Genomic DNA, 24,049 nt, shown 5'->3' with positions numbered 1-24,049 from the left:
ACCGGAGCCCCGCCATGCCCTCATCCTCGCCCGCCGCCACTTCAGCCACTGGCGGCGTCCTGCTTCCCGACCTTCGGCGCACCTGCGCGGAGGCCCTGGAGGCTGCCGAAGCGTTCGCCGGCAAGGCCCGCCGCAGCGTTGCGGCGATGGTCGACAAGGGCGGCCGGGCCGATGCCGCGCTGCTGGAGCGCGAGCAGTTCGCCGCGCACGGCTTCGCCTGGCTGACGACCTACGTGTCTGCGCTGCGCCAACTCGCCGGCTGGGCGGGCAGGCTGGCCGAGGACGGGCAGTTCGGCGAGTTGGAAAGCCTCATCCTGCAGGCGGGGTTCGGCGAATACCTGCAGCAGATGCGCGGCGGCATCCTGCTCTCCCAGGGCGAGATCGTCCGGCCGGGCGACATGGGCATTCCCGACGAGGCCGTGCGCGACTTCGCCGTGCCGGCGGTCGAGACGCTGGCGCGGGCCGGCAACGGCAACGCGGTGCGCATGCGCATCGCCGAACTGGCGGAGCACGGCGACTTCGGCCGGCTCGGCCTGGGCGACGAGACGCTGGACATGATCCGCGACCAGTTCCGCCGCTTCGCCGAGGAGAAGGTCCTGCCGGACGCGCACGGCTGGCACGTGCGCGACGAGTTGATCCCGATGACAGTCGTCGACGAGATGAGCCGGCTCGGCGTCTTCGGCCTGACCATTCCCGAGGAGAATGGCGGGCTCGGCATGGGCAAGGTGGCGATGTGCGTCGTCACCGAGGAACTGTCGCGCGGCTATATCGGCGTCGGCTCGCTCGGCACGCGCTCCGAGATCGCCGCCGAACTGATCCGGCTCGGCGGGACCGAGGACCAGAAGGCGGAATGGCTGCCGAAGATCGCCTCGGGCGAGATCCTGCCGACGGCGGTCTTCACCGAGCCGAACACCGGCTCCGACCTCGCCTCGCTGCGGACGCGCGCCGTGCGCGACGGCGACGTCTACAGGATCTCGGGCAACAAGACCTGGATCACCCACGCGGCCCGCGCCGACGTGATGACCCTGCTGGTGCGCACCAACCCCGACGAGCCCGGCTACAAGGGCCTGTCGATGTTCATCGCGCCGAAGCCGCGCGGCACCGACGCCGACCCCTTCCCCGCCGCCGGCATGTCGGGCGGCGAGATCCGCGTGCTGGGCTATCGCGGCATGAAGGAATACGAGATCGGCTTCGACGGCTTCGCTGTCCCGGCGGCGAACGTGCTGGGCGGCGTCGAGGGCCAGGGCTTCAAGCAACTGATGACGACCTTCGAGTCAGCGCGCATCCAGACGGCCGCGCGCTCGGTCGGCGTGGCGCAGCGCGCCCTCGAACTGGCGCTTTCCTACGCCACCCAGCGCCAGCAGTTCGGCAAGCCGATCTACGCCTTCCCGCGCGTCGCCGGCAAGATCGCCTGGATGGTCGTCGAGACGATGATGGCCCGCCAGCTCTCCTATTTCGCCGCCCGCGAGAAGGACGGCGACCGCCGCTGCGACATCGAGGCGGGCATGGCCAAGCTGCTGGCGGCGCGCGTCGCCTGGTCGAACGCGGACAACGCCGTCCAGGTGCACGGCGGCAACGGCTATGCCGAGGAATACGAGATCAGCCGCGTCCTCTGCGACGCCCGCATTCTCAACATCTTCGAGGGCGCCGCCGAGATCCAGGCCCACGTCATCGCGCGGGGGCTGCTGGAGCGGCGCAACTGACGGCGGATCCGTCGGCTCGGCGCGCGACGCCCGCCATCTGGGCAGGTGGGCGGGCGCCCGCCCGCCCAACCTACGGTTACGGTGTTGCGATCAGCGCGTCTCTGCCTGGAACACCTTCTGGGCGACCTGCCAGCGGCCGTCGATCTTCAGCAATGACAGCTGGTCCGTGAAGTACCGCGGCGGGATCGCGCAGCGCAGTTTCACGAAGGCCATGGTCGGTCCGGCGACCTCGATCGTCAGGATCTCGTCCGAGCGCGGGAGGCCGCTGGCTTTCGGCGAGGGGCGGTTGCGGACGGCCTCCAGCCATGCGTCGCGTGGGGTCACGTCTAGCTGGCCGTCCCGGACCTGGGCCAACGCGCTGGTCGGATGGAAGGCCGCCGCGAGCTTGTCGGCGTCGCCCTCGTAGAGACCGTCGAGATAGGTCGCGACGACGGCTTCGATCGCGGCGCGCTCGACGTCTCCGCCGGCCGCCACTTCGGGATGTGCGTTCATTTCAGGCTCCTTCCGGACGAACCTCGCAAGCAAAGCAGATGTGGGCGCGTCTGGGTCAGAAATTCCATCGCATCAGCCCGCATCCGCCGCCGTCCAGCCGCCGCCGAGGGCGGTGTAGAGCGCCACCGCGGCGCTCAGGCGGGCGAGACGGGTGCGGATCAGGGTGTCCTCGGCGTTGAGGACGCTGCGCTGGGTGTCGAGCACGGTCAGCAGGTCGATCGCACCGGCGCGATATTGGATCTCGGCGAGCCGGTAGGCCTCCCGCGCTTCCTCGGCGGCGCGCGTCTGGGCCGCCTCGACGGTCTGCAGGAACGTCGCCGCCGCGAGCGCGTCCTCGACGTCGGTGAAGGCGTCGATCACCGCCGCTTGGTAGTTCGCGGTCAGTTCGGCGTACTGCGCGCGGCTCCGTTCCAGGTCCGCCTCCAGTCGCCCGCCCTGGAAGATCGGTGCGGTCAGACCGGCGGCGAGGTTGGCGAAGAAGGCTTCCGGCCGGAACAGCGAGGCGAGTTCGTCGCTCGACGTGCCGCCGCCGGCGGTCAGGCGGATGCTGGGGTAGAAGGCGGCGCGGGCGGCGACGATGTCGGCATCGGCGGCGACCAGCTGGGCCTCGGCACGGGCGATGTCGGGGCGGCGCGCCAGCAGTTCCGACGGAAGCCCCGGTGCCGGCACGGGCAGCGCGATCTCGGACAGGCTCGGCGCCGTGGTGTCGAAGGCCGACGGCGGCTCCCCGGCGAGGCGCGCGAGGCCGTTGAGGGTGATCGCGCGCTGGCGCTCCAGGTCGGGAATGGCCGCCTCGATGCTGGCGACGGCACCGCGCTGCTGCGCCAGCTCAAGCGGCGAGATGGCGCCGAACCGGCCGCGCGCCTCGACCACCTCCAGGATGCGCCGGGCGATCTCCAGCGTGCTGCGCGCGCTGCGGATCTGGTCGCCGAGCGCGGCATACTGCAGCCAGGCGTCGGCCGTGTCGGCGGCGAGGGTCAGCGCCACGGCGTCGCGGTCGAACCGGCTCGCGGCGACGCGGGCGCGGGCGGCAGCCACCGCGGTGCGGTTCACGCCCCAGAGGTCGACCTCGTAGCTGGCATCGAGGGCGAGCTGAAAGTTGTTGCCCCAGGAGGAGAGGAAGCTGCCCGAGCCGCCGCCGCCCCCGCCGCTGCGCGAGGCGGAGCCGATGCCGTCGACGGTGGGCAGCAGGCTCGCACCAGCGGCGCGGACGTCCGCGGTCGCCTGGGCAATCCGCTGGACCGCCGCCTCCAGGTCGGGATTGTTGCGGCGCGCCGCCTCGACCACCCGGACGAGTTCAGGGCTGCCGAAGGCGCGCCACCAGTCGGCCGCGACGGCCGCCGCCGGTTCGGATGCCGCCACCGGTGCGGCGACTATCCGCCACGCCGCAGGCGCCGGCGCCCGGGGCGGCCGCGCATCCGGCGCGATGCTGCAGGCGGCCGCGGTGAGCAGGAGCGTCGCCGACGCCAGGATACGGTAGGGGATCATCGGGGATCTCAGTCCGTCGACAGCGCGACGACAGGGTCGAGATGGGCGGCCTTGCGCGCCGGCATGAAGCCGAACAGCAGGCCGGTGAGGAAGGCGGAGGCGAAGGCGAAGACCACCGGCGCCAGCGAATACTCGATCGACTGGCCGAAATAGGCGAGCACCCACGCCGTCCCGAGCCCACCGACGACGCCGAGCAGGCCGCCGATGCCGCACACGACCAGCGCCTCGGTCAGGAACTGCAGCAGGATGTGGATGGTGCGCGCGCCGGTCGCCATGCGGATGCCGATCTCGCGCGTCCGTTCGGTCACGGTGACCAGCATGATGTTCATCACGCCGATGCCGCCGACCAGCAACGAGATGGCGGCGATGGAGCCGAGCAGTACCGTCAGCGTGTTCTGCGTCTCCGATATCGTATCGATCAGCGACGCCATGTTGCGGATCTGGAAGTCCACCGTGCGATGCCGCGCCAGCAGCAGCGCCTGAATCGCCTTCTCCGTCTCGCCGATCCGGGTGCCGTCCTCCACCTGGACGGTGATGGTGCGCAGGTGGCGCTGGCCGAAGATGCGCAGACTGCCGGTCGTCAGCGGCACGAAGGCGACATCGTCCATGTCGGTGCCCCAGCTCGTGGCGCCCTTGGCCGTCATCGTGCCGACCACGAGAAAGGGGATGTTGTTGACCAGGACATACTTGCCGACGGGGTCGCCGCCCTCGGGCATGAGCGCCTTAACGACCGTCTGCCCGAGCGCAACGACGGGCGCATAGGTCCGCATGTCTTCGTCGGAGAAGAACACGCCGGTCGCCGCTCGCCAGTCGCGCGCCTCGGCATAGTCGGGCGACGTGGCCGTGGCCGTCGTCTGGTAGTCCCGCCCGCCGTAGCGCAGGGTGACCGAACCGCCGATCTCAGGCGCCGCCGACGCCACGTTGGGCAGGTTGCGGATCTCGGCGGCATCGTCGGGCACCAGCGTCGCCACGCCGCCGGAGCCGCGCACGTTCGGCGCGCCGGGCCGCACGATCAGCAGGTCGCTGCCCATCGCCTGGATGCTGCTCAGCACCTCGCGCTTCGCACCGTTGCCGATGGCGAGCATGGCGATCACCGCACCCACGCCGATGACGATGCCGAGCAGCGTCAGCAGCGTGCGGTAGAGGTTGGCGCGCAGGGAGCGGAACGCCATGCGAACCGCCTCGCCCAGTTCGGACAGCAGCAGCGCCGGCCGCGCCGCTCCCCTGGCCGTCGGCATCTGGGCCCGCTCGCCGATCGTCTTGGTGCCCTTGTCCTCGACGATGCGCCCGTCGGTGATGCGGATCTGGCGGTGCGCCTCCGCGGCGACGGCGGGATCGTGCGTGATCAGGATGATCGTGTGGCCGTCGGCGTTGAGCTGCTTCAGGAGATCGAGCACCTCCCGGCCGCTGCGCGTGTCGAGGGCGCCGGTCGGCTCGTCGGCCAGGATGACCTTGCCGCCGTTCATCAATGCGCGGGCGATCGACACCCGCTGCTGCTGGCCGCCCGACAGCTGGCTCGGCCGGTGGTCCAGGCGCTCTCCGAGCCCCAGCTGGCCCAGCAGTGCCGACGCACGCGCGCGCCGTGCCGCCGGCGCCGTGCCCGCATAGATCGACGGTACCTCGACATTCTCGACGGCCGTCGCATTGGCGAGCAGGTTGTATTGCTGGAAGACGAAGCCGAAGGACCGGCTGCGCAGGTCGGCGAGCCGGTCGCGGTCGAACCCGGCGACGTCTTCGCCCGCGAACAGATACTGGCCGCTGGTAGGGCGATCGAGGCAGCCGAGGATGTTCATCAGGGTCGTCTTGCCCGACCCCGACGTCCCCATGATCGCGACGAACTCGCCCGCATCGATGCGCAGCGACACGCCGTGCAGCACGTCGACCGACAGGGCGCCGCGGCTGAAGCTCTTGCGGACCTCGCGCAGTTCGATGACGGCAGTGCCGAGGGGCGCGTTCACAGGCGCGGGCCCGGTGGCCGGCGCTGCGGCCGCTGCGGTCCTGCCGGCTCGCTCAGCACCACGACCCGTTCGCCCTCTTCCAGGCCGGACTTCACTTCCGCCGCGATCCGCGTCCTGACGCCGACCGTGACGCGGCGCTCCTCGATCGATCCGTCGGCACGGACGACCTGGACGCGCGCCGGTGTACCGCCTCCTGCCCCCGCCGAACCGTCTCCGGAGCCGCCACGCTGTCCGCCGGGCTGACCTTCGGCCCGCGAACCTTGCGCGTCACCGCCGCCTTCGCGGCGGCCGCCGCGGCGCCCGCCCGACTGCAGTGCCGCCACCGGCACGGTCAGCACGTCCTGCGCCGATGCGCGGACGAAGAAGACCTGCGCCGTCATCTGCGGCTTCAGCACCTGGCCGGGATTGGCGACGTCGAACAGCGCGTTGTAGAGCACGACGTTGTTGACCACCTCGGGCGTCGGCAGGACCTGGCGCAGCTTGCCGCCCCAGCGCCGGTCGCCATAGCCGAGCGTCGTGAAATAGGCCGGCATGCCGATCTCCAGGCGGCCGATGTCGGCCTCCGACACCTGCGTCCAGACGGTCATCGTGTCGAGGTCCGCGATGCGCAGGACGATCGGCGCCGACTGGTTGGCGTTCAGCGTCTGCCCCTGGCGCGCGCTGACCGAGACGACCGTTCCGGTCATCGGGGCATAGATCTTCGTGTAGCCGAGGTTCGCCTCGTTGCCGCGCAGGTTGGATTCGGTCTGGGCGATCTGGGCGGTGATCGCCGCGATCTGCGCGTCGGCCACCTTCAGCGCCGCCTCGGCGCTCTGATACGCCTCCTCGCTGGTCGCCTTCGCCTTCATCAGGCCGGACTGGCGGCGGAACTGCTGGTCGGCGAGGCGCCGCTGGGCGATTCGCTCCTCGCGCTGCGCCCGGAGGTTGTCGAGGGACGCGCGGTCCGCCTCGACGCGCGAGACGTAGACGGCCGGATCGAGTTCGGCGAGCAGGTCCCCCTGCTTCACTTCGTCGCCGATGTCGACGTGGATCTTCCGCAGTTGTCCCGACACCTGCGTGCCGACGTCGACATAGTCACGCGGCTGCAGCGCGCCGAGCGCGGTCACCGCATCCTCCAGATCGCCGCGGGAAACCGCCACGGTCGCCAGCTGGGTGGTCGCATCCTCCGCCTTGGAGAACCACCAGAACCCCGCTCCGGCGGCTGCCGCGCCGGCCACCAAGATGAGAAGGAGAAGCTTTTTCAACTCGAGCCGCTTCCAGTACCAGGACGCATCCGTGCCGGCCGACGGGCCGGCGAGTGGAACGAGTATGCGCGGCGCTATATATACCGGGCATGAACACGCTTCTCCCCATTCTCGTGATCGTCTTCGCGGTCGCCACCCTCGGGGTTCTTGCCGTCGGAATGGTGGCGATGATCCGCGGCGGCGACTTCAATCGCCGCCACAGCAACAAGCTGATGCAGTGGCGCGTGATGCTCCAGGCAGCCGCCATTCTGTTGCTCGGATTCCTGATGTTCGTGGTGGGCCGCTGATGGTCCAGCTGACCCGCATCTACACGCGCGGCGGCGACAAGGGCGACACGTCGCTCGGCACCGGCCGCCGCGTCCCGAAGCACGACCTGCGCGTCGCCTCGTACGGCACCGTCGACGAGGCGAACTGCATCATCGGGCTGGCCCGGCTGCACACGACCGACGACGCCGACGCCATGCTGGATCGCATCCAGAACGACATGTTCGACCTGGGTGCCGACCTGTGCACTCCGGAGCAGGAGGAACGGAAGGCGACGGCCCTGCGGATCGTCGACAGCCAGGTCGACCGGCTGGAGCAGGAAATCGACGCGATGAACGCCGACCTGGCGCCGCTCAAATCGTTCATCCTGCCGGGCGGTACAGCCGCAGCGGCGCATCTGCACATGGCGCGGGCCGTGGCGCGCCGCGCCGAGCGCCTGATGACGAAGCTCGCGACGCACGAGCCGATCAACCCGGCGGCACTGCGTTACATCAACCGCCTGTCCGATCACCTGTTCGTGCTCGCGCGGCGGGTGAACGGAAACGGTGCCGGTGACGTTCTTTGGAAGCCGGGGGCGAACCGCTGACCCCGACCCGCCCCGGCATTCGCCGCGAGACCGCCCGGCGTGGCCACAGGCACGGACATTTCCGGTCCATCGCCTTGACACGCTAGTGTCTCGCAACTAAGACCGGGCTCCCGATGAAGCCTTAAATACCGCAGCAGCAGGCAGGTCGCTCATGAAGGTCCTGGTGCCCGTCAAGCGGGTGATCGACTACAACGTCAAGGTCCGCGTAAAGCCTGACGGCAGCGGCGTCGAGACGCAGAACGTCAAGATGTCCATGAATCCCTTCGACGAAATCGCCGTCGAAGAGGCCGTGCGGATGAAAGAAAAAGGCACGGCGAGCGAAGTCATCGCCGTGTCGATCGGCGTGCAGCAGTGCCAGGAGACGATCCGCACCGCGCTCGCCATGGGTGCCGACCGCGGCATCCTGGTGAAGACCGATCAGCCGACCGAGCCGCTCGGCGTGGCGAAGGCCTTGAAGGCCATCGCCGAGAAGGAACAGCCGCAGCTCATCATCCTGGGCAAGCAGGCGATCGACGACGACTGCAACCAGACCGGCCAGATGCTCGCGGGCCTGCTCGGCTGGAGCCAGGCCACCTTCGCCTCGATCGTCGAGGTGTCGGGCGAGGAAGCGACCGTCACGCGTGAGGTCGACGGCGGCCTGGAGACGGTGAAGATCAAGCTTCCGGCGATCGTCACCACCGACCTGCGCCTGAACGAGCCGCGCTACGCGTCGCTGCCGAACATCATGAAGGCGAAGAAGAAGCCGATCGAGGAGATGTCGCCCGAGGATCTCGGCGCCGACATCACGCCCCGCCTCAAGGTGATCAAGGTGGCCGAGCCGCCGAAGCGCCAGGGCGGCGGCAAGGTGAAGACTGTCCAGGAGCTCGTCGAGAAGCTCGTGAACGAAGCGAAGGTGATCTGATGAGCGTCCTCGTCGTCGCTGAGCACACACAGGGCCAGCTGAAGGCCGTCACGCGCAACGTCGTGACCGCCGCCACGCAGATCGACAAGGACGTCCACGTCCTGATCGCCGGCAAGGACTGCAGCGGGGCCGGCGAAGCTGCCGCGAAGGTCGCCGGCGTGACCAAGGTCCTCGTCGCGGACGATGCCGCGTTCGAGAACATGCTGGCCGAGAACGTGGCCAAGCTGCTGGTGGATCTTGCACCCGGCTACACGCACATCCTCGCGCCTGCGACCACCAACGGCAAGAACTACACCCCGCGCGCCGCGGCGCTGCTGGATGTGTCGATGCTGTCGGAGATCTCCGGCGTCGAGTCGCCCGACACCTTCGTCCGGCCGATCTATGCCGGCAACGCGCTGGCGACCGTCCAGTCGTCGGACGAGAAGAAGGTCATCACCGTGCGCGGCACGGCCTTCGAGCCGGCGGCGGCCGAAGGCGGCTCCGCCACCGTCGAGAGCGTCTCCGGCGGCGGCGATGCCGGCCTGTCCTCCTTCGTCAGCCGCGAGCTGAGCAAGTCGGCGCGTCCCGAACTCGCCGGTGCCCAGCGCATCGTCTCGGGCGGCCGCGGCATGGGCAGCGGAGAGAACTTCAAGATCCTGGAAGAGCTGGCCGACACCCTGGGTGCGGCGGTCGGTGCGTCGCGCGCCGCGGTCGACGCGGGCTACGTGCCGAACGACTATCAGGTCGGCCAGACCGGCAAGGTCGTGGCGCCGCAGCTGTACGTCGCGGTCGGCATCTCCGGTGCGATCCAGCATCTCGCCGGGATGAAGGACTCCAAGGTCATCGTCGCGATCAACAAGGACGAAGAGGCGCCGATCTTCCAGGTCGCCGACTACGGCCTCGTCGGCGACCTGTTCCAGGTCGTGCCGGAACTGACCGCCGAGATCGGCAAGCACGTCAAAGCCAGTTCGTAAGGAACCACCAGCAGATGATCGAACGTATCGGAGTCGTCGGCGCCGGGCAGATGGGACACGGCATCGCCCACGTCGCGGCCCTCGCGGGGTGCGAGGTCCGGATGGCCGACGTTTCCGAGGATCGGCTGCGCGCCGCGCTGGAGAAGATCGGTCATAATCTGGACCGCCAGCTCCGGCGTGGCGTGATCGACGAATACACCAAGGCCAAGACCGTCGATCAGATCAAGATCACGACGAACTTTGCCGACTTCGGCGACTGCGACCTCGTGATCGAGGCGGCGACGGAGAAGGAAGCGGTCAAGCGGGACATCTTCAAGTCCCTGATCCCGCATTTGCGCGACGACGCCCTGCTGGCGACCAATACCTCCTCGATCTCGATCACCCGTCTCGCGGCGGCGACCGATCGGCCGAGCCGGTTCATGGGCATGCACTTCATGAACCCGGTTCCGGTGATGCTCCTGGTCGAGCTGATCCGGGGCATCGCCACCGACGACGCCACCTTCGAAGAGGTGCGCGAACTGTCGCTGCGGATGGGTAAGCATCCGGTGGCGGCGGAGGATTTCCCCGCCTTCATCGTGAACCGCATCCTGCTGCCGATGGTCAACGAAGCCGTCTACACCCTGTACGAGGGCGTCGGCTCGGTCGATTCGATCGACATGGCGATGAAGCTGGGCGCGAACCATCCGATGGGCCCGCTCGAGCTGGCGGACTTCATCGGCCTGGACGTCTGTCTGTCGGTCATGCAGGTGCTGTACGAGGGCCTCGCCGACAGCAAGTACCGCCCCTGCCCGCTCCTGGTGAAATATGTCGAGGCCGGCTGGCTCGGCCGAAAGACCAACCGCGGCTTCTACGACTACAACGGCCCGGACCCGATCCCGACGCGGTAGGCCGTACCAGCTGGACGAATGAAAAAGGGGCCGTGTGATCGGCCCCTTTTTTGTGCCTATAGCAACCTGAAGACCGCCCGCCCTACGACCGCCGCCACGTCGTTCCCTGCGGCGAATCCTCCAGCAGCACGCCCTGCGCCGCCAGGCTGTCGCGGATGCGGTCGGCCTCGGCGAAGTCCTTCGCCTTGCGGGCGTCGCGGCGGCGGACGATCAGGTCCTCGATCTCCTCGGGGGTCGGGCCGCCTGCGGTGGCGGTTCCCTCCCCGCGCAGCCAGCGCTCCGGATCGGCGTCGAGCAGGCCGAGCAGACCGCCGGCGGCCCGTAGTGCTGCGGCGAGACCCGGCTTCTCGTGGTCGCGCGCCTTGTTGAGGCGGGTGGTCAGGTCGTGCAGTGCGGCGATCGCGGCCGGCGTATTCAGATCGTCGTCGAGCGCCGCCTCGATCGGCGCCAGCAGCGCCGGATCCGCCTCCGCTTCCGGCTGGTCGCGCAGCGCCAGGTAGAAGCGGTCGAGCGCCTGCTTCGACTGGGCGAGCAGGTCCTTGGTGAAGTCGAGCGGCTGGCGATAGTGCGCGGAGAGCAACGTCAGGCGGATCGCCTCGCCCGGATGCTCGCCCAGCAGGTCGCGCACGGTGAAGAAGTTGCCGAGCGACTTCGACATCTTCTCGCCCTCGACCATCACCCAGCCATTGTGCACCCAGTAGCGCACGAAGGGCTTTCCGCCGTGCGCGCAGACGCTCTGCGCCACCTCGTTCTCGTGGTGCGGGAAGATCAGGTCGGCACCGCCCCCGTGGATGTCGAACGTCTCGCCCAGGTAGGCCTCGCTCATCGCCGAGCATTCGATGTGCCAGCCGGGGCGTCCCCTGCCCCACGGGCTGTCCCAGCCGGGCGTCTCGGCGTCGGACGGCTTCCACAGGATGAAGTCCGCCGGATCGCGCTTGTAGGGCGCCACCTCGACCCGCGCGCCGGCGACCATGTCGTCGCGGTTGCGCCGCGACAGGCGGCCGTAGTCCGGCATGGACGGCACGTTGAACAGGACGTGCCCCTCGGCGGCATAGGCGTGGCCGCCCTCGATCAGCTTGCCGATCATCGCGACCATCTGCGCGATATGCTCGGTCGCGCGCGGCTCGACGTCCGGCTCGAGTGCGCCGAGCGCCGCCATGTCCTCGTGGAAGGCCTTGGCGGTGCCCTCCGTGATCTCGCGGATGGTGCGGCCGCTCTCGCGCGCCGCCGCGTTGATCTTGTCGTCGACGTCGGTGATGTTGCGGACGTAGGTGACCCGGGGGTAGCGCCGCTGCAACAGCCGGTAGAGGACGTCGAAGACGACCACGGGCCGCGCGTTTCCGATATGGGCGAAGTCGTAGACGGTGGGCCCGCAGACATACATGCGGACATGCTGCGGGTCGATCGGCTCGAATGTTTCCTTCACCCGGGTCAGGGTGTTGTGCAGAACCAGCGCCACGAGGCTTCCCTTCAGCTCTTCTTGCGTCCCAGCGGCACGACGACGCCGCCGCCCGCCACCGCCGATTCCCGGCCGACGAGGCGGTACAGGGCGCGCGTGCGCCCGATCTCCGGCAGCAGGGCACTCATCTCCGGCCCGTGCTCGCGGCCGGTCAGGGCCAGCCGGAGCGGACGAAACAGGTTGCGGCCCCGCCGCTCGGTGGCATCCCGTACCCGCGCGGTCCACGCCGCCCACGTCTCGCCGTCCCACGGCTCATCCGGCAGGAGCTTGGCGGCCTCGGCCAGAAACCCCTCCTCCTGCCGCTCTATCTCGAGGTCGCCGCGGCAGATGCGGTACCAGTCGCCCGCCTCGGCGAGGGTCGAGATGTTCGCGCGGACGGCGAGCCAGAGTCTCGCGCCGAAATCGTCCATGCCGAGCGCTGTCAGGCGGTCCTCGACCGCCTCGTAGGGCATCCGCTGCAACAGCGCCGCATTGAGGCGCCCGAGTTCGTCCCGGTCGAACCGCGGGGTCGCACGGCCGAAGCGGGCAAGGTCGAAGCCGGGCAGCAGGTCTTCGAGCCGGTCGACCGCCTCCACCGGATCCGGCGTGCCGATCCGCGCGAGCAGTCCGGCGAGCGCCATCGGCTCGATCCCCTCGTCGCGCAGCTGGCGCAGCGACAGGCTGCCCAGGCGTTTCGACAAGGGCGCGCCGGACACGTCGGCCAGCAGCGGCATGTGCGCGAAGGCGAAGGCACCGGGGTCGGCGCCGAGTGCGGCCGCCAGCTGCAGCTGTACCGCGGTGTTGGCGACATGGTCCTCGCCGCGGATCACATGGGTGATCCCCAGGTCGATATCGTCCACCACCGAGCAGAGCGTGTAGAGCGGGCGCCCGTCGGCGCGGAACAGGACGGGGTCGCTGAGGTGCCGGCCCTCGAAATGGACGGGCCCGCGGATCAGGTCCGTCCAGGCGATGTCGCCGTCCTCGAGCAGGAACCGCCAGTAGGGCTCGTGCCCGGCGGCGCGATAGCGCTCGCGCTCCGCCTCGGTCATCGAGAGGCCGGCGCGGTCGTAGCGCGGCGGCTCGCCGCGCGCCATCTGCCGCCGACGCTTGAACTCCAGCTCCTCCGGCGTCTCGTAGCAGGCGTAGAGGCGGCCGGCGGCGCGCAGGCGCTCGAAGGCGTCGCGATAGCGGTCGGTCCTGTCGGACTGCCGGGCGAACGCATCCCAGCCGATGCCGAGCCAGTGGAGGTCGTCCTCGATCGCCTGCGCGAAGGCGTCGGTGCCGCGCTCGGTGTCGGTGTCGTCGAGGCGCAGCAGGAACGCGCCGCCGCGGGCGTGCGCGAACAGCCAGTTGACGAGCGCCACCCGCGCGTTGCCGACGTGCAGCAGCCCGGTCGGGCTGGGTGCGAAGCGGACGCGGACGGTCACCCCGAACCTCCGTCGGTGAGCGGCATCCGTCTCACACGCTGCCCCGGTAGCCGTTGGTGATGGGATAGCGCCGGTCGCGGCCGAAGGCGCGGCGGGTGATCTTCACGCCCGGAGGCGCCTGGCGCCGCTTGTATTCGGCGATGTCGACCATGCGCCAGATGCGCTGCACCGTCGCCGCCTCGTGGCCGCGCGCCGCGATCTGCTCGATAGACTGCTCGCCCTCGATCAGGCCCTGCAGGATGTCGTCCAGCGCGTCGTAGGGCGGCAGCGTATCCTGGTCCTTCTGGTCCGGCTTCAGCTCGGCGCTCGGCGGCTTGTCGATGATGTTCTGCGGGATGACCCGCCCCTTCGGCCCGAGGAAGCCGTCGCGCCAGCTGCGGTTGCGCCAGTCCGACAACGCGAAGACGGTCGTCTTGTAGACGTCCTTCAGCACGTTGTAGCCGCCGCACATGTCGCCGTAGAGCGTCGCGTAGCCGACCGACATCTCCGACTTGTTCCCGGTGCTCAGCACCATGGCGCCGAACTTGTTCGACATCGCCATCAGCGTGAGGCCACGGGACCGGGCCTGGATGTTCTCCTCCGTCGTATCTTCCGCACGGCCCTCGAACACGCCGCCGAGCATCGTGCGGAATGCTTCCATCGCCGGACCGATGTTGATCGTGTCGTACATAACCCCGAGCGCTTCCGCGGCGGCGGCGGCGTCGTCCAGGCTGGACTGCGACGTATAGGGCGACGGCATCATGACGCAGCGCACGCGGTCGCTGCCCAAGGCGTCGACCGCCACGGCCGCCGTGATGGCGGAGTCGATGCCGCCGGAAAGGCCGATCAGGACGCCCGGGAAGCGGTTCTTGTTCACATAGTCGCGCAGGCCGAGGACCATCGTCTCGTAGATCGCCTCCAGCCCTTCCGGCGTCTCGACGATGGGCGCATCGTAGCAGCGCCAGCCCTCGCCCTGGCGCCGCCAGCGCGTCAGCACCACGCATTCGCGGAAGGCGGGCAGCTGCGCCGCAAGGCTGCGGTCGGCATTGACGACGAAGGACGCGCCGTCGAACACCAACTCGTCCTGGCCGCCGACCTGGTTGACATAGGCGAGCGGCAGCCCCGTCTCGGTCACCCTCGCCACCGCGAGGTTGATCCGCACGTCGGTCTTGTCGGCCTCGAACGGCGACCCGTTCGGGACCAGCAGGATCTCCGCGCCCGTCTCCTCCAGGCACTCGACGACCGCGGACGTCCAGATGTCCTCGCAGATCGGCACGCCCAGCCGCACGCCGCGGAAGGCGATCGGCCCGGGCATCGGGCCCGGCACGAACACGCGCTTCTCGTCGAAGACACCATAGTTCGGCAGGTCGACCTTGAACCGGGTGGACGCGATGGAGCCGCCGTCGAGCAGCAGCACCGCATTGTGCAGCGTCCCGTTCTCGACCCAGGGCGAGCCGACCAGCAGTGCCGGTCCACCGTCAGCCGTCTCGGCCGCCAGCGTCCGCACCGCGGCCATGCAGGCTTCCTGGAAGGACGGCTTCAGGACCAGGTCCTCCGGCGGATAGCCGGAGATGCAGAGCTCGGTGCAGAGCACCAGGTCGGCGCCGAGTTCGGCGGCACGACGCCGCGCCGCCCGGACACGGTCGGCGTTGCCCGGAACGTCGCCGACGGTCGGGTTGATCTGTGCGAGCGCTATCGCGAGTTGGTCGGTCATCGTCGTTCCGAATTCGCCGGGCGGCCGGTTACGGCCACTGTCACAAGATAGGGTGAACAATGCCCCAGCGCGAAGGCTACGTCATCGTCGCGACGGAATGCCGGGCGGCGGGGAGGACGCGGAGCATGATACTGTGGTTGCGGGGTCGGGACGGAGCCGACGGCCGGCCGGTTGACCCACCTCAATCCGACTTCGTTCATCCTTTCCATCCTGCAGGCACCCGTTGAAGGAAGCGGCATGAAGTCCATCGTCCGTCCGGTCGTCCTGCTGTGCGTCGTCGCGCTCGTCGCGGCGGGCGGATGGTCTCTATGGCAGGCACGGCAGGACGAGCTTCCCCCTTACCTCGCGTTCGCCAACGGGCGGATCGAAGCCGAAGAGGCGCACGTCGCCGCCAAGTATGGCGGTCGCGTGATGGAGGTCCTCGTCCGGGAGGGCGAAATGGTGGCGGCGGGCCAGATCGTGGCACGGATGGACACGGCGGAGGTCGAGGCGCGGCTCGCCGCCCTGCAGGCCGAACTCGCCCGCGCCAACGAGGCACGCGCCGAGGCACAGGCCGGGGTGGTGAAGGCGGAAGCCGACCTGCGCCTCGCAGGACAGGAACTCGCACGCACCGAGAGCCTGATCGCCAAGGGCTATGCGACGCGCGAACGGCTGGATCAGCAGCGGGCGCAGCAGGAGTCCGGCCGCGCCGCGCTCCAGGCGGCGCGTGCCAGGGTCGCCACGGCGGAACGGAGTATCGAGGCTGCCGAGGCGAACGTCCGCCAGATCAAGGCCGAACTGGCCGAGGCGGTCGTCCGGTCGCCGCGTGCCGGACGGGTTCTCTACCGTCTGACCGAGCCGGGCGAGGTGTTGGCCGCCGGCGGCAAGGTGGTCTCCATCCTGGATCTCACCGACGTGCACATGATCATTTTCCTGCCGACGGGAGAGGTCGGCCGGATCGCCGTGGGGGCCGAGGCGCGCATCGTCCTGGACGCGGCCCCGGACTACGTCATACCGGGCGAAGTCTCGTTCGTTTCGCCCGAGGCGCAGTTCACGCCGAAGCAGGTGGAGACCCGGTCCGAGCGGGAGAAGCTGATGTTCAGGGTGAAGGTCCGGATCCCGCCGGACCTCCTCCGCCGCTACGAGGATCAGGTGAAGACGGGGTTGCCCGGCACGGCCTATGTCGAACTCGGGCAAGGCGGCCCCTGGCCCGAACGGCTCGCGATCCGGCTGCCGCCGCAGGGCTGAGCGGCATGACCGATATCGCCGTCGACCTGCAGGGCGTCGGCCAGCGCTACGGCCGCACCGTGGCGCTGGAGGACGTGTCCCTGTCCGTGCGGACGGGCGAGGCGATGGCGCTGGTCGGGCCCGACGGCGTCGGCAAGTCGACGCTGATGGCCCTGATCGCCGGCGCGCGGCGACGCCAGACCGGGCGGATCGGCGTGCTCGGCGGCGACATGGCGGACACCGGCCACCGGACCGCCGTCTGCGAGCGGATCGCCTACATGCCGCAAGGCCTCGGCCGCAACCTCTACATGGAACTGAGCGTCGCCGAGAACCTGCACTTCTTCGGCCGCCTGTTCGGACAGGGCCGGCCGGAGCGGCGGGCGCGCGTCGCCGAACTGCTCCAGGCGACGGGCCTCGCCTCATTCGCCGATCGGCCCGCGGGCAAGCTGTCGGGCGGCATGAAGCAGAAGCTCGGCCTGTGCTGCGCGCTGATCCACGATCCCGACCTGCTGCTCCTCGACGAACCGACCACGGGTGTCGACCCACTCTCCCGCCGCCAGTTCTGGGAGCTGATCGAGGGCATCCGGCGGGAGCGGCCGGGCATGACGGTCATCGTCACCACCGCCTACATGGACGAGGCACAGCGATTCGGCCGGATCGTCGCGATGAACGGCGGGCGCATCCTCGCCGACGGATCGCCGACCGACCTGCTCGAGCGGACCGGTGCCGCGGATATCGAAGCAGCCTTCGTCGCGCTGCTGCCGGCGGAACAGCGGGACGGTCACCGCGCCGTCGTCCTGCCGCCGCGGCCGGAGACCGACTCGCCGCCGGCGATCGTCGCCGACCATCTGACCCTTCGCTTCGGCAGCTTCACCGCCGTCGACGATGTCAGCTTCGAGATCCCGCGGGGCGAGATCTTCGGGTTCCTCGGATCGAACGGCTGCGGCAAGACGACGACGATGAAGATGCTGACCGGGCTCCTGCCGCCGACGAAGGGATCGGTCCAGCTGTTCGGACGCGACGCCAGCCCGAACGACATGACCGCACGCCGGCGCGTCGGCTACATGTCCCAATCCTTCTCGCTCTACGGCGAGCTCTCCGTCCTGCAGAATCTCGACCTGCACGGCCGGCTGTTCTCGGTTCCGGATGACCGGCTGCGGGCGCGGATCGACGAACTGCTCGATCGCTTCGGGCTGCGGCCCTATCGGGACCAGGGCGCCGGCGACCTGCCGCTCGGCGTGCGGCAGCGGCTGTCGCTGGCGGTCGCGGTGATCCACGAGCCCGAACTGCTCATCCTCGACGAACCGACCTCTGGCGTGGACCCCGTCGCGCGAGATCGCTTCTGGGAGCTGCTGATAGAACTGTCGCGCGAGCACGGTGTCACGATCTTCATCTCCACGCATTTCATGAACGAGGCCGGCCGCTGCGACCGCATCTCGCTGATGCATGCGGGCCGCGTGCTGGCGAGCGGCACCCCCGAGCAGATCCGGAGCCGGTCGCGAGCGCACTCCCTCGAGGAGGCCTTCATCGAAGCCCTGGAGGACGCCGCCGAAGCAGCCCCGTCCGAAGAGCCGACGCCCGCGCCCGCCGCGGCGCCCGCGGCGGAACGGGTCGTTTCCAATCAATCCCCCGGCGCCTTCAGTCCGGGGCGCCTCTGGGCCTACACGCTGCGCGAGTCGATGGAGATCCTGCGCGATCCCATCCGCCTCTCCTTCGCCTTCCTCGGCACGGCATTGCTGCTGCTGGTGCTCGGCTTCGGCATCAGCTTCGATGTCGAGGATCTGCGCTTCGCGGCACTCGACCGCGACCGCACGCCCGAAAGCCGCACCTACCTCGAAGCCTACTCCGCCTCGCGCTATTTCACCCGGCAGCCGCCGCTCGACAGTCACGCCGAGATGGACCGCCGGATGCAGGCGGGCGACATCACGCTGGCGGTCGAGATCCCGCCGGGATTCGGTCGGGACCTGACACGCGGTGCGAACCCGGAGGTCTCGGTCTGGGTCGACGGCGCCATGCCCTTCCGGGCGGAAACGGTCCGCGGCTACGTCGAAGGCCTGCACCAGGCTTACCTGACGGACCTGGCGCGGCGCACGCGCGGCGAGGTTCCCGCCACGGGCGCCGTCACGGTCGAGGCGCGCTACCGCTACAACCAGGCCTTCCTGAGCACCAACGCCATGGTGCCGGCCTCGATCGCCATCCTGCTGGTGTTCATCCCGGCGATCCTGACGGCGCTGGGCGTCGTGCGCGAGCGCGAGCTGGGGTCGATCACCAACCTCTACGTCACGCCGACGACCCGCCTGGAGTTCCTGCTCGGCAAGCAGCTGCCCTACATCGCCATCGGCATGGCGAACTTCGCGGCGATGACGCTGATGGCGCTGTTCGTGTTCGACGTGCCCGTGAAGGGCAGCCTGATCGCCCTGTCGCTGGGCGCGCTGCTCTACGTTGCCGCGACCACGGGTATCGGCCTCGTCATCTCGACCTTCACGCGCAGCCAGCTCGCCGCCCTGTTCGGCACGGCGATCGGCACGATGCTGCCGGCGACCCAGTTCTCCGGAATGACGCAGCCGGTCTCGACCCTGGAGGGGTCGGCGGCACTGATCGGCCAGGTGTTCCCGACCAGCTACTTCATGTCGGTGAGCGTCGGCGCCTTCACCAAGGCGCTCGGCCTCGTCGATCTCATCCCCGAACTGCTGGCGCTGGCCGTGTTCTTCCCGGTGCTGGCGATCGCCAGCGCCCTGCTGCTGCCGAAACAGGAGCGCTGAATGCCGCGCCTCGCGACGATCTGGCGGCTCGGGGTGAAGGAGCTCTACAGCCTGCGCGCCGACCCGGTGCTGCTGGTCCTGATCCTGTGGGCCTTCTCCTTCGGCGTGTATGGCGCCGGCTCCGGCATCTCGCACGAACTGCACAACGCCTCGATCGCGATCGTCGACGAGGATCGCTCGCAGCTGTCGGCGCGCATCCGCGACGCGCTGCTCCCGCCGCAGTTCCAGCCGCCGGAGCTGATCTCCTTCGCCGAGATCGACCCCAGCCTCGACAAGGGCCGCCACACCTTCGTCATGGTCATCCCCTCCCGCTTCCAGGCCGACGCGCTCGCCGGGCGGCAGCCGGCGATCCAGCTGAACATCGACGCCACCGCGATGATGCAGGCCGGCATCGGCAGCGGCTACATCCAGAGCATCGTTGCGCAGGAGGCCGCCCGCTTCCTCGGCACCGGCAGCGCGGCGGCACCCGTCGGGCTGGAGACGCGCATCGCGTTCAACCCGAACCTGGAAAGCGGCTGGTTCACCGGCGTGATGGAGATCATCAACAACGTGACCATGCTCTCGATCATCCTGACCGGTGCGGCGCTGATCCGCGAGCGCGAGCACGGCACGATCGAGCATCTGCTGGTCATGCCGGTGACGCCGTCCGAGATCATGCTGGCCAAGGTCTGGGCGAATGCGGGCGTCATCCTGGTCGCCGTCGCCCTGTCGCTCTGGCTGGTGGTCGAACGCGCCCTGGCCGTCCCGATCGCCGGCTCGATCCCGCTCTTCCTGTCCGGCGTGGCGCTCTACCTCTTCTCCTCGTCGGCCATCGGCATATTCCTCGCGACCATCGCCCGGTCGATGCCGCAGTTCGGCCTGCTGCTCATGCTGATCGTGCTCCCGATGAACCTGCTGTCGGGCGGCATGACGCCGATCGAGAGCCAGCCGGCACTGCTGCAGCACCTGATGCAGGCGGTCGCCTCCACCCACTTCGTCAGCTTCTCCCAGGCGATCCTCTACCGCGGCGCCGGGTTCGACCTCGTCTGGCCGGAATTCCTCGCGGTCGCCGTGATCGGCATGGCCTTCCTCACCGTCGCCGGCCTGCGCTTCCGGCGCAGCATCGCGGCGATGCGCTGACCGACGGCCCGGTGCCTAAGGCGCCACCGCCCCCTCAGGCGCCTCAGGCGCCGGTGCTCACATAGGGCATGGGGTCGATGGCGCGGGAGCCCTGGCGCAGCTCGAAATGCAGCTGCGGCTCGGTAACGTTGCCGGTGCTGCCGACCGTCCCGATCGTCTGGCCGCGCTTGACCGAATCGCCGCGCTTCACCAGCACCGTCTCGTTGTGGCCGTAGGCGGTGACCCATCCCTGGTCGTGCTTCACCAGGACGAGGTTGCCGAAGCCCGGGAGTTCGTTGCCGGCATAGACGACGGTGCCGTCCCGTGCCGCCTTCACCGGGGATCCGCGCGCCGCGGCGATGTTCAGGCCGTCGTTCCGCAGGCCGCCGGCCTTGGGCCCGTATCCCGACAGCAGCCTGCCCTGGACGGGCATCATGAACGGCGCCGTGTCGCGCGCCGCGGCCTTCGCGGCCGGCTTCGCCGGTTCCGGCTCGGCGGCGGCGGGCGGGCTGACGGACGATGCCGGCGCCGGCGGCTCGGCGGCCGGCTGCGAGGGCGACGGCAGCGCCGCGATCTCGGCCGCCGACGGTGCCGTGGACGTCGATGTGGACGGCGGCAGCGGCTCGCCTTCGACGGCGCGTTCGGTCGTCACTGCGACGGCGGTCGTCTGCTCGGGCGGCACCGCCAGCCGCTCCTGCAGTTCGACGCCCGGAATCACCAGCTGCTGTCCCAGCAGGATGCGCCCCGGCGGGTCCAGGGCGTTCAGCTCCGCCAGTTCGGCCACGCTGACGCCATAGCGCCGGGCGATGGAATAGCTGGTGTCGCCCTGCACCACCGTGTGCAGCCGCGCCTGCGACGGCAGGATCAGCTGCTGGCCCGGCGACAGGCGATAGGGCGGCTCGAGCTTGTTCAGGACGATCAGTCCGCGCATCGGCACGCGGTTGGCCAGCGCAATGCCGTAGAGCGTGTCGCCGCGCTGCACCGTCACGGTCGGCACGTCGAGCGGCTGGCCCGCGGCGGGCGGCGGCGCGACCGGCGCCGTCCCGCGCGAGGGAGCCGGCACGTAGATGTTGCCGCAGCCGGCGAGCAGAGCCGCCGGAACGACCGCCACGGCCAGCAGCCGCAGGCCCGCCCGGATCGCGCGCACCGTCATTGCGCCCCTCCCTCGGACCGGCTGGGCGGCGCGGTGCCCGGCACCGCACTTTCGGGCCCGCTCTCGGGCCTGTGCTCGGATCCGTTGTCCGCTTCGCCGACCGACGGCACCAGCGGCACGAAATGCACCCGCACCATCTCCTCGGTCTTGAAGCCGCTCGCGTCGCGCGTGACGCGCACCAGGCGCTGGTCGTCGCGGCGGGTGCCGACCGGCGTGATCATGACGCCGCCCTCGGCGAGTTGGTCGGCGAGATTGGCCGGCACCTCGGCGGCCGCCGCAGCGGCGAGGATACGGTCGAACGGCGCCACCGGTCGCCAGCCCTCGGACCCGTCGCCGTAGCGCGTCGTCACGTTGCGCAGGCCGAGCTGCTCCAGTCGCGCCTCGGCGTCGCGCAGCAGCGGCCGGTGCCGCTCCACCGTGTAGACGCGCCGGCAGAGCTTCGACAGGATCGCCGTCTGGTAGCCGGAGCCGGTGCCGATCTCCAGCACCTTCATGCGCTCGCCGATCTGCAGCGCCTGGGTCATCAGGCCGACCACGACGGGCTGGCTGATGGTCTGGCCGTGGCCGATCGGCAATGCCACGTTCTCGTAGGCTTGGTCGCGGAAGATTTCCGGCACGAAGATCTCGCGCGGCACCAGCTCGATCGCGGACAGCACGCGGGGGTCGGTGATGCCCGCCTGCCGGAGCATGATGATCAGCCGGATCTTCCGCGCGGCAAGCGTCACCCGATCACCTTCCGCAGCGCGTCGACGGTGGTCCGGTGGGTCAGGTCCATGTAGAGCGGCGTCACCGAGATGCCGCCGCCATAGACCGTCTCCAGGTCGGTACCCTCGGCATGGTCGGCGAAGGCGCGCGCCGTACCGATCCAGAAGTACGGCCGGCCAGCCGGGTCCTTGCCCTCCTGGATCAGCCCGCCGGGCTTGCGCCGGCCCTGGGTCGTGACGCGCACGCCGGTCACGTCGTCGGCGGCGACGTCGGGGAAGTTGATGTTGATCAGCACGCCGTCGGGCCAGCGTGCGTCGGCCACCCGGCGGATGACGTCGGCCGCATGCGCCTCCGCCGTCGCCCAGCGCGGATTGCCGCCGGGCGGGATGTGCTGGCTCAGAGCGATCGCCGGTATGCCCAGCAGCGTCGCCTCCATCGCGGCCGCGACCGTGCCCGAATAGATGACGTCTCCGCCCATGTTCCCGCCGCGGTTGATCCCCGACAGGACGATGTCCGGCGGATGATCCTTCATCACCTGGGTGACGGCAAGCAGGACGGAATCGGTCGGCGTGCCGTCGACGGCGTAGCGGCGGCGCGAGAGCTTGCGGATGCGCAGCGGCCGGCGCAGGGTCAGCGAATGGCTGGCCGCACTCTGCTCGTCCTCCGGCGCGACCACCCACACGTCCTTCGACAGGCTGCGGGCGATCTTCTCGAGATGCTTCAGGCCCGGCGCGTGGATGCCGTCGTCGTTCGAGATCAGGATCCGCGCCTTGGAGAGGTCGAGCGGCTCCTTAAGCATCCGCACCGCCGATCACGGCATCGCCGCCGAGATAGGGCCGCAGCGCCTCGGGCACGACGACCGAGCCGTCCGCCTGCTGGTAGTTCTCCAGGATCGCCACCATCGTGCGGCCGACGGCGAGGCCGGAGCCGTTCAGCGTATGGACGAAGCGGGTGCCTTTCTCGCCCTTGCGGCGCGCCCGCGCGTTCATGCGCCGCGCCTGGAAGTCCCCGCAGGTCGAGCAGCTGGATATTTCGCGATAGGCCCCCTGCCCCGGCAGCCACACCTCGATGTCGAAGGTGCGGCGCGCGGCGAAACCCATGTCGCCCGTGCAGAGCGTCACCACGCGATAGGGCAGGCCCAACCGCTGCAGCACGGTTTCGGCCGCGCCGGTCATGCGCTCCTGCTCGGCGTCGGACTGCTCGGGCGCCGTCACGCTGATCAGCTCGACCTTGGTGAACTGATGCTGGCGGATCATGCCGCGTGTGTCGCGCCCGGCGGAGCCCGCCTCGGAGCGGAAACAGGGCGTCGCCGCCGTGAAGCGCAGCGGCAGCGCCTCCTCGTCCAGGATCTCCCCGGCGACGAGATTGGCCAGCGGCACCTCGGCCGTCGGGATCAGCCAGAAGCCTTCCTCGGTGCGGAACAGGTCGTCGGCGAACTTCGGCAGCTGGCCGGACCCGAACAGCGCGTCGTCGCGCACCAGCAGCGGCGGCGCCACCTCGGTATAGCCGAACTCGCGCGTGTGGATGTCGAGCATGAAGGCGGCCAGCGCCCGCTCCATCCGCGCCAGCGGTCCGCTGAGCACGACGAACCGCGCGCCGGACAGCTTGGAGGCGCGCTCGAAATCCATCAGGCCGAGCTTCTCACCGACCGCGACATGGTCGAGCGGCGTGAAGTCGAACGCGCGCGGCTCGCCGACGCGGCGGATCTCGACATTGGCGCTCTCATCCGGGCCGACGGGCACGTCGTCTGCGGGCGCGTTCGGAAACGCCGCCAACATCTCGTCGAGCCGCTTCCCGAGGGCGCGTTCCTCTTCCTCGACCGCCTGCACGTCGTCCTTGAGGCGACCGACTTCGGCGATCAGCGGTGCGGCATCCTCGCCCTTGGATTTCGCCTGGCCGACCCGCTTCGACACGTCGTTGCGGCGCTGCTGCAGTTCCTGGAAGCGCGTCTGCGCCGCGCGCCGGTCGCGGTCGAGCGACAGCACCGACTCCGAGGCGGCATCCATGCCGCGCCTGGCGAGCGCCTGATCGAACGCAGCGGGGTCGTCCCGGATCCATCGGATGTCGAGCATGGAACCTGTTTCGCAGAGC

19 protein-coding genes and 1 pseudogene are annotated in these 24,049 nt (G+C 69.8%); 9 read left to right on the top strand and 11 right to left on the bottom strand.

The annotated features are described in order from the left end of the window. Nucleotides 1-14: 14 nt before the first annotated feature. Nucleotides 15-1,703 carry an acyl-CoA dehydrogenase family protein gene (locus ABIE65_RS12810; protein ID WP_354078133.1) on the top strand — a complete coding sequence of 563 codons (1,689 nt, stop codon included), beginning with the start codon at nucleotides 15-17 and terminating at the stop codon, nucleotides 1,701-1,703. 90 nt (nucleotides 1,704-1,793) lie between these two features. Here ABIE65_RS12810 and ABIE65_RS12805 read toward each other — a convergent pair whose 3' ends face one another. The 4 genes from ABIE65_RS12805 to ABIE65_RS12790 all read right to left on the bottom strand — a co-directional run bounded on the left by ABIE65_RS12805 (nucleotide 1,794) and on the right by ABIE65_RS12790 (nucleotide 6,885). Then, nucleotides 1,794-2,195 carry a nuclear transport factor 2 family protein gene (locus tag ABIE65_RS12805; protein ID WP_354078131.1) on the bottom strand — a complete coding sequence of 134 codons (402 nt, stop codon included), beginning with the start codon at nucleotides 2,193-2,195 and terminating at the stop codon, nucleotides 1,794-1,796. A 72-nt stretch (nucleotides 2,196-2,267) separates the two neighbouring features. Continuing rightward, nucleotides 2,268-3,683 (bottom strand): efflux transporter outer membrane subunit, encoded by a 1,416-nt coding sequence (locus ABIE65_RS12800; RefSeq protein WP_354078129.1) that lies wholly within the window; start codon nucleotides 3,681-3,683, stop codon nucleotides 2,268-2,270. Nucleotides 3,684-3,691: 8 nt separating this feature from the next. After that, nucleotides 3,692-5,641: a MacB family efflux pump subunit gene (locus tag ABIE65_RS12795; protein WP_354078127.1), complete on the bottom strand. Its 1,950-nt coding sequence runs from the start codon at nucleotides 5,639-5,641 to the stop codon at nucleotides 3,692-3,694. Continuing rightward, nucleotides 5,638-6,885 (bottom strand): efflux RND transporter periplasmic adaptor subunit, encoded by a 1,248-nt coding sequence (locus tag ABIE65_RS12790; RefSeq protein ID WP_354078125.1) that lies wholly within the window; start codon nucleotides 6,883-6,885, stop codon nucleotides 5,638-5,640. Before ABIE65_RS12790 ends, ABIE65_RS12795 begins: the two co-directional genes overlap by 4 nt. Nucleotides 6,886-6,974: 89 nt before the next feature. Here ABIE65_RS12790 and ABIE65_RS12785 point away from each other — a divergent pair, with 89 nt between their 5' ends. From ABIE65_RS12785 to ABIE65_RS12765, 5 genes are all read left to right on the top strand, one after another. Then, nucleotides 6,975-7,172: a twin transmembrane helix small protein gene (locus ABIE65_RS12785; protein WP_354078124.1), complete on the top strand. Its 198-nt coding sequence runs from the start codon at nucleotides 6,975-6,977 to the stop codon at nucleotides 7,170-7,172. Further along, a complete protein-coding gene (locus ABIE65_RS12780; protein ID WP_354078122.1) occupies nucleotides 7,172-7,735 on the top strand; it encodes a cob(I)yrinic acid a,c-diamide adenosyltransferase in 564 nt (187 codons plus the stop codon). The genes ABIE65_RS12785 and ABIE65_RS12780 overlap by 1 nt, the downstream gene beginning before the upstream one ends. Before the next feature lie 151 nt (nucleotides 7,736-7,886). After that, entirely contained in the window at nucleotides 7,887-8,636 is a 750-nt protein-coding gene (locus tag ABIE65_RS12775) for an electron transfer flavoprotein subunit beta/FixA family protein (RefSeq protein ID WP_354078121.1), read from the top strand. After that, the gene (locus ABIE65_RS12770; protein ID WP_354078120.1) at nucleotides 8,636-9,589 is read left to right on the top strand and encodes an electron transfer flavoprotein subunit alpha/FixB family protein; all 954 of its coding nucleotides are present in this window, start codon (nucleotides 8,636-8,638) and stop codon (nucleotides 9,587-9,589) included. The genes ABIE65_RS12775 and ABIE65_RS12770 overlap by 1 nt, the downstream gene beginning before the upstream one ends. Before the next feature lie 14 nt (nucleotides 9,590-9,603). Then, nucleotides 9,604-10,476: a 3-hydroxybutyryl-CoA dehydrogenase gene (locus tag ABIE65_RS12765; RefSeq protein ID WP_354078119.1), complete on the top strand. Its 873-nt coding sequence runs from the start codon at nucleotides 9,604-9,606 to the stop codon at nucleotides 10,474-10,476. Nucleotides 10,477-10,558: 82 nt separating this feature from the next. On the opposite strand, the gene cysS is transcribed toward ABIE65_RS12765, so the two are convergent. From cysS to ABIE65_RS12750, 3 genes are read right to left on the bottom strand one after another with little or no spacing between them, the layout of a single operon-like run. Further along, nucleotides 10,559-11,935: a cysteine--tRNA ligase gene (gene cysS, locus ABIE65_RS12760; RefSeq protein WP_354078118.1), complete on the bottom strand. Its 1,377-nt coding sequence runs from the start codon at nucleotides 11,933-11,935 to the stop codon at nucleotides 10,559-10,561. A gap of 11 nt (nucleotides 11,936-11,946) precedes the next feature. Next, the gene (gene gltX / locus ABIE65_RS12755) at nucleotides 11,947-13,341 is read right to left on the bottom strand and encodes a glutamate--tRNA ligase (protein WP_354078116.1); all 1,395 of its coding nucleotides are present in this window, start codon (nucleotides 13,339-13,341) and stop codon (nucleotides 11,947-11,949) included. A gap of 31 nt (nucleotides 13,342-13,372) precedes the next feature. Continuing rightward, entirely contained in the window at nucleotides 13,373-15,034 is a 1,662-nt protein-coding gene (locus ABIE65_RS12750) for an NAD+ synthase (RefSeq protein ID WP_354078115.1), read from the bottom strand. A 237-nt stretch (nucleotides 15,035-15,271) separates the two neighbouring features. On the opposite strand from ABIE65_RS12750, the gene ABIE65_RS12745 reads away from it, so the two are divergent. From ABIE65_RS12745 to ABIE65_RS12735, 3 genes are read left to right on the top strand one after another with little or no spacing between them, the layout of a single operon-like run. Beyond that, complete coding sequence (locus ABIE65_RS12745) at nucleotides 15,272-16,261, top strand: HlyD family secretion protein (RefSeq protein WP_354078114.1); 990 nt, start codon at nucleotides 15,272-15,274, stop codon at nucleotides 16,259-16,261. Nucleotides 16,262-16,266: 5 nt separating this feature from the next. Further along, entirely contained in the window at nucleotides 16,267-19,002 is a 2,736-nt protein-coding gene (gene rbbA, locus ABIE65_RS12740; protein ID WP_354078112.1) for a ribosome-associated ATPase/putative transporter RbbA, read from the top strand. Next, nucleotides 19,003-20,121, top strand: a complete 1,119-nt coding sequence (locus ABIE65_RS12735) for an ABC transporter permease (RefSeq protein WP_354078111.1) — start codon at nucleotides 19,003-19,005, stop codon at nucleotides 20,119-20,121. It abuts the gene before it with no gap. A gap of 43 nt (nucleotides 20,122-20,164) precedes the next feature. On the opposite strand, the gene ABIE65_RS12730 is transcribed toward ABIE65_RS12735, so the two are convergent. The 4 genes and pseudogenes from ABIE65_RS12730 to serS form a co-directional block, all read right to left on the bottom strand. Next, nucleotides 20,165-21,253: a peptidoglycan DD-metalloendopeptidase family protein gene (locus ABIE65_RS12730; protein WP_354078110.1), complete on the bottom strand. Its 1,089-nt coding sequence runs from the start codon at nucleotides 21,251-21,253 to the stop codon at nucleotides 20,165-20,167. A gap of 86 nt (nucleotides 21,254-21,339) precedes the next feature. Then, nucleotides 21,340-21,978, bottom strand: a pseudogene (locus tag ABIE65_RS12725) (protein-L-isoaspartate(D-aspartate) O-methyltransferase); the annotation flags it as partial. Further along, nucleotides 21,975-22,757, bottom strand: a complete 783-nt coding sequence (gene surE, locus ABIE65_RS12720; protein ID WP_354078461.1) for a 5'/3'-nucleotidase SurE — start codon at nucleotides 22,755-22,757, stop codon at nucleotides 21,975-21,977. The pseudogene ABIE65_RS12725 and the gene surE, both read right to left, overlap by 4 nt. After that, the gene (serS, locus tag ABIE65_RS12715) at nucleotides 22,750-24,030 is read right to left on the bottom strand and encodes a serine--tRNA ligase (RefSeq protein ID WP_354078109.1); all 1,281 of its coding nucleotides are present in this window, start codon (nucleotides 24,028-24,030) and stop codon (nucleotides 22,750-22,752) included. Before serS ends, surE begins: the two co-directional genes overlap by 8 nt. Between the last annotated feature and the right edge of the window lie 19 nt (nucleotides 24,031-24,049).

It is taken from the genome of Constrictibacter sp. MBR-5 (assembly GCF_040549485.1).
Classification (GTDB): Bacteria; Pseudomonadota; Alphaproteobacteria; order JAJUGE01; family JAJUGE01; genus Constrictibacter.
The sequence above is the reverse complement of the archived record's forward strand: the minus strand, read 5'-3'. Positions and strand labels throughout refer to the sequence as shown.